The sequence below is a fragment of the Clostridium senegalense genome (assembly GCF_018916625.1).
Taxonomy (GTDB): domain Bacteria; phylum Bacillota; class Clostridia; order Clostridiales; family Clostridiaceae; genus Clostridium_J; species Clostridium_J senegalense.
Genome location: NZ_JAHLNC010000023.1, coordinates 1 through 6,405, shown reverse-complemented (window position 1 = coordinate 6,405; position 6,405 = coordinate 1). Strand labels below are relative to the sequence as shown.

Annotated in this window: 3 protein-coding genes and 1 rRNA gene; 3 read left to right on the top strand and 1 reads right to left on the bottom strand. The window is 24.7% G+C overall.

All coding sequences use genetic code 11. From position 1 onward, the window contains the following. The first annotated feature begins 224 nt into the window (after positions 1 to 224). Positions 225 to 1,442: an exonuclease SbcCD subunit D gene (locus KQI36_RS17455; protein WP_216452001.1), complete on the top strand. Its 1,218-nt coding sequence runs from the start codon at positions 225 to 227 to the stop codon at positions 1,440 to 1,442. Then, on the top strand, positions 1,429 to 4,920 hold the full coding sequence (locus KQI36_RS17450) for an SbcC/MukB-like Walker B domain-containing protein (protein WP_216452000.1): 3,492 nt from the start codon (positions 1,429 to 1,431) through the stop codon (positions 4,918 to 4,920). The genes KQI36_RS17455 and KQI36_RS17450 overlap by 14 nt, the downstream gene beginning before the upstream one ends. A 19-nt stretch (positions 4,921 to 4,939) precedes the next feature. Here the strand turns inward: KQI36_RS17450 and KQI36_RS17445 are convergent, their stop codons facing one another. Further along, positions 4,940 to 5,770, bottom strand: coding sequence for a hypothetical protein (locus KQI36_RS17445; protein ID WP_216451999.1), 831 nt, complete (start codon positions 5,768 to 5,770; stop codon positions 4,940 to 4,942). Positions 5,771 to 6,336: 566 nt separating this feature from the next. On the opposite strand from KQI36_RS17445, the gene KQI36_RS17440 reads away from it, so the two are divergent. Beyond that, positions 6,337 to 6,405 (top strand): 16S ribosomal RNA (locus KQI36_RS17440); the annotation flags it as partial.

Sequence of the window (6,405 nt, the reverse complement as noted above, 5' to 3'; positions counted from 1 at the left end):
AGCTCAACGGTGGAGCACTCGGCTGTTAACCGATAGGTTGAAGGTTCGAATCCTTTTCGCGGAGCCATTTTGGAAACATAGAAGTAGAATATCTACTTCTTTTTTTTATGTTTAAAAAAATATAAATTCTTAAATATTAGAAAATATATAGTATAATTATGGAATAAGACAATGAAATAATTAAAATTATAAAGTATTATAAAGTATTATAAAGGAGTAAGTATATGAGAATATTACATACTGCAGATTGGCATTTAGGAAAAAATTTAGAGGGCTTTAGTAGGATGGATGAGCAGGAAAAATTCTTAAATGATTTTATAGAAATAGTTGAAAATAATAAAGTAGATTTAATTATTATAGCAGGTGATATATATGATAATAGTAATCCACCGGCAAGGGCAGAAAGAATGTTTTACAACACATTAAAAAAATTATCTAAAAATGGTGAAAGATTAACATTGATAATTTCAGGAAACCATGATAATCCAGATAGATTAGTAGCAGCAGGTCCATTGGCAAGGGAGCATGGAATTATTATGGTAGGAAGGCCCAAATCAATAGTTGAAACGGGTATATATGGCAAACATAAAGTTTGTAATTCAGGTGAAGGATTCATAGAAATAGAAGTAAATGGAGAAAGAGCAGTAATATTAACAGTAGCATATCCAAGTGAAAAAAGATTAAATGAAGTTCTATATGATGGAATGGAAGAAGAAGAGGAAAAGGCAAAAAATTATAGTGATAGAATAAAACTGCTTTTTGATAATTTAAGTAAAAATTATAGAAAAGATACTATAAACATAGCAGTATCCCATTTATTTGCAATGGGAAGTGAAGAATCGGGATCAGAAAGAAATATACAACTTGGAGGAAGTTTTATAGTAGATGGAAGTTGTTTCCCAAAAGAAGCACAGTATATTGCATTAGGACATGTTCATAAACCGCAAGTTGTTCCTGGAACTAAGAAAAAAGTTAGGTACTGTGGTTCACCACTACAGTATAATAAAAAAGAAATAGGTTTTGTGAAAAAGTGTTTTATTGTAGATATAAAAGCAGGAGAGGAATTTAAGCTTGAGGAGATTGAATTCAAAAATTATAAACCAATAGAAATTTGGAGATGTAAAAGTATAGAAGAAGCTATTAAGAAGTGTGAAGAAAATAAAAACAAAGAATGTTGGGTTTATTTGGAAATATATACAGACAGATATATAAGAGAAGATGAAATCAAATCTATGAAAAGCTTAAAGAAAGACATATTGGAAATTATACCTAAAATAAAAGAAGAAGAAGAAGAAATTGATATGGCAACTTTTTTAGAAAAATCTTTTGAAAGTATTTTTAAGGAATTTTATTTTAAAGAGAGAAAAGTAGAACCACAAGATGAAGTTGTAGATTTATTATTATCTATAGTTAAGGATGGTGATGAAAATGAAGCCAATTAGTTTAAAAATAAAAGGTTTGAATAGCTTTATAGAAGAACAAACAATTGATTTTAAAAGGTTAACAGATAAAGGACTTTTTGGTATATTTGGACCTACTGGAAGTGGTAAATCTACAATACTTGATGGAATAACATTAGCTTTGTACGGAGAAGTTTCTAGAAAAAGTTCTAATTTTATAAATACAAATTGTAATAGTGTGAATGTAGTCTATCACTTTCAAATATCTGGAGCAAAAATTAAAAAATATACTGTAGAGAGAGAATTTAAAAGAGATAAATCAGGCAATATAAGATCTAAGTCAGCCAAAATATTAGATGTGACTTGTGAAACAGTAGAAGTTTTAGAAGAAGGAGCAAAAAATGTAACTGCAAAATGTAAAGAAATTATAGGATTAGAATTAGATGATTTTACAAGAACTGTAGTATTACCTCAAGGTAAATTTAGTGATTTTTTAAAACTTGAAGGTAAAGATAGAAGAAATATGTTAGAGAGATTATTTAATTTACAAAAATATGGAGATAACTTATCTAATAAGTTGATAGGCAAAATAAAAGGAGAAAGACAAAAATATAATATACTTCAAGGTGAATTAAAAGGTTATGAAGATATAGATAATGAAAGTTTAAAATTAAAAGAGGAGAGATTAGAATTAGCTTTAAAAAATAAAGAAAATATAGAAAAAGAATTGATAGTAATAGAAAAAGAATATAATGAAAATAGCGTAATTTGGAATCTACAAGAAGAATTAAGAAAAAGTGAACATATTTTTAAGGAGTTAAAGTTAAAAGAAAAAGAAAATAATATTAAGGAAATTAAAATTTTAAAAGGTGAATCTTATTTAAAAATAAAACCTTATATGGATGCTCGTGATGAGACATTGAGACAATATAATGTTGAAAATAAAAAACTTAATATTATACAAAAAGATACTGAAAATATAAAAGTTGAAAAAGAAAAATTAGAAGCTATTTTAAAAAAGGCAATAGAGAAAAAAGAGAATGAACTTCCAAGTTTAAAAATAAAAAAAGAACGAATTGATGAAGCTATGGAAGAAGCAAAAAATATTAAAAATTTAAAAAATGAAGCAAAATATTTAGATAAAGAACTACAGGAAAAAGAAAAATTAATAAAAAATATAAATAATAATATAAAAGAATTAGAAGAGGATATTATTATTTTAAATAATCAAAGAGAAGCAAAAGAAAAAGGTATAGATAAATTAAAAGTATCAAATAAGCATAGAACAAAGATAAACGAAGGAGTAATCATTAGTAATGATTATAAATCATTAACGAGTCAAAAGAAAAATTTATTATTAGAAATAGATATATTAGAAGAAAGTATGAAAGTTAATAAGGACAGCAGATATGAATTGAAATGTAAAATTAATGAATTAAATATTAAGTTAAATGATTTAAAAGAAAAGAAAGCAGTGTTAGTGGAAAAAAATATAACTGATCCTAAGGAATTATTAAAATTTCAAGAAGAAATTTCATATTATAAAGATAAATGGAATAGATATGACTTACTAATAAAAGAGTTAGAAGAAAATAATATTTTATTAAAAGACTCTGTAAGAGAATTAAATTTTAAAACAGAAGAAAGAAATAATGTAGAAAATGTTGTAAATACATTAAGAGATTATGTAAATAAAGTTGAAATTGAAAATTTAGCACAATGTCTAAGAGAAAAACTTTTTAAAGGATATCCATGCCCGGTATGTGGTTCTATAGAACATTCAATAGATAACTTAGAAAGTATTAATTTAATTAAAAATGATACATCAAAAGAAAACCTAAAAGAAAATGAAGAAATATTAAAGGAATTTAATGAAAGAATTATCATATTAAAGAATAATATAGATTCTTATAAGAAATTAATAGAACAACAACATTTTAAAATAGAAGAGTTAGGAGAAGATTTTAAAAAAGTATCTATAAAAGAGTTAGAGGATAAATTTGAATTATTAAGAATTCAATTTAATAAATATGATGAGGAAAAAAATACTATAGAAAATAATATAAAAAAGTTAAGTGAAGATATAAATAAAAAAGATATAGAATATAGCAAGATAGATACAATAGTAACTCAAAATACTGGAAGATTAGAAAAGTTAAAAATACAGTTAGATAAATTAGAAAAACAGATTAATGATGTTAAAATTAATTTAATTAAGTTAAAAGAAGAATTAAAAATAGAAAACTTTGAAGAAAGAAGTAAAGAGATATCAGAAAATGATAATGAAATAACCAAACTTGAAATCAACCTTAAAGAATTAAGAGAAGATATATCGAAAAAGTTATTAGACAAAGAAAATTTAATTAAGAAGCTATCAACGCTAAATGAAAATTTAAAGGAAAAAAGAGTTATATTACAAGAAAAAAATAAAAGAATAGTAGAAAAAGAAAATTATATTATAAATATAATAGGAAATATTAAAGATTTGGCATTAGAGAAAGAAGAGATTAGCAATCTTATATTAGAAATAGAAAGTAACTATATTAAAGTAGAAAGAGAAAAAAAATCCATAGATGATAAATATAATAAATTAAATGAAGAGTTTGTTGGAGTAAAAGCAAATGTTGCAAGTTTAATAGAAAGAGGAAAAAATGATAGAAAAAATCTTGATAAAGCATTAATAGAAGAAAAATTTAGTTGTATAGAAGAAGCCAATGAATATAAAATATCAAGGGAAAATCTAGATATAATAAAAAGAGAGTTTAAAGATTATAATAATAAATTATCTAAAATTATAGGTGCCATAGAAAATTTAAAAAATAAAATAGGCAATAATAGGTTAACAGAAGAGCAATGGCAGGAAATTAAAATATTAAAAGAAGAAAAAAATAAAGAATTAAAAATGATAGAAGAAGTTGTAATTACTTTAAAATCCGAAACTAACAATATGAAAGAAAAGCTTATGCACTTAAAGGAATTATTAAATGATAAAAAACAATTAGAATACAAAATGAGTTTATTAGATGATTTAGATAAGTTATTTAAAGGTAAAAAGTTTGTTGAATTTGTGGCGTATCATCAGTTAAAATATGTATCACTAGAGGCGTCTAAAAGACTAAAAGAAATAACAAATGGAAACTATGGATTAGAAGTAGATGACAATGGTAAATTTATAATAAGAGATTATAAAAATGGTGGATCTCAAAGGGATGCATCTACATTATCAGGTGGAGAAACTTTTTTAGTTTCACTATCTTTAGCTTTAGCACTTTCAGCACAAATACAACTTAAAGGAATTGCACCTTTAGAATTGTTTTTCTTTGATGAGGGTTTTGGAACATTAGATGATGAATTATTAGATATCGTTATGTGTTCTCTTGAAAAAATTCATAATGAAAAATTGTCAGTAGGTATAATAAGTCATGTAGAGTCAATAAAGAATAGAGTTCCAGTAAAACTTATATTAACTCCAGCTCAATCAGGTCTAGGTGGTAGTAAAGTGAAAATAGAACGAAGTTGATAATAAATAAGCTCCAGAATTAATTCTGGAGCTTATTTATTATCTTAGATATGTATCTATTAGCAAAATCATAAAAACGTTCATTCTTAAAATTATATAAACTATATTGGTCTAATATAAAGCTTATAGTTGTGTAAAGAGAGTTTAAATTAAGAGAAATATCTAATTCTTCATAGTTACAGTTTGCATTAATTTTAAGAAAAATTTTATAGTAGTCGCAATAAGAAAAAATACAGTTTAAATTACATGAATTTATACATTTTCCACAATTAGTGCAAAGTTCAGTATCTAAATTTATTTTATTATTTACTATAGTTAAGGCATTATACGTGCACTTATTAATACATGATTTGCATAATTTACATTTAGAAGAATTAATATGTATTTGTGAATAAGGTTTAATAAATATATCATTATTTTGTGATTTTAAACAGTTGTTAAAGCAACCTATGACACCAATAGTTACTTTATGAGGCAAAGATAAGCCTATAGTAATATTTTGAATAGTTGCTGCAATAGATTGAGTGTTAGTATGACTATTTTTACAAACAGTTCCACGACAAGCTGTTACAGGATGAACAAAATTACCCATTGCAGCTGTAGTAAAATTATATTTTTTAAGTGTATCAAGTACTAAACTTACATCATTTTTCTTTATATAAGGAATTTCTATACAGCAACGGGATGTAAGAGTAACATATTCTTTACCATAAGTTTTAGCTATTTTATTTAATATGTCTAATTCATCACAAGAAAAATTTCCACCGTTGCTTAAAATTCTTATAGAATAAAAGTCTTTATGATTTTGCATAAGAACACCTAATGATTTTAAATTAGAAAAATTACTCATAGTTAACTCCTTAATATGTATTTAATTGAATAATATATAAAATTATTTATTATTTTATTATGTGTGTAATATAAAATTTTGCTTTTAATTTATTAATAGAATAACAGAGTTAGAAAAAAATATATATAGATAATATATTTTTAAAAACAAACTTTGCCACGCGTATCAATAAATGAAATTTAGACAAATCATAAAGAAAATAAAAGAAAAATAGGAATAATTTAATTAAACAAGGTAAATAATAATAAATGTGGCTTAAAAAGTTTAATATAATAAATCTTGTCGCTGAGGGGCAACGCCGAAAAGGTAAGCATCCTAAAGCAAAAAAGTTTTTCAAAAACGACTTAAAAAAAGTTGTTGACAAGGGAAAAACAAGATGATAAACTAATTAAGCAGTCGGGAAACGACGGAAAATAAGTTAAAAATTGGTCTTTGAAAATTAAACAGATAAATATAGGTAAAACCAGTTAATTCATTTGAGAATCTATTTTGTAGATACTCACATCGAAAGATGTAAAAAAATTGACTATTATAGTCAGCAAATTGCTTGAAGCAGTTCAAACTTTTAAATTGAGAGTTTGATCCTGGCTCAGGACGAACGCTGGCGGCGTGCCTAACACATGCAAGTCGAGCGA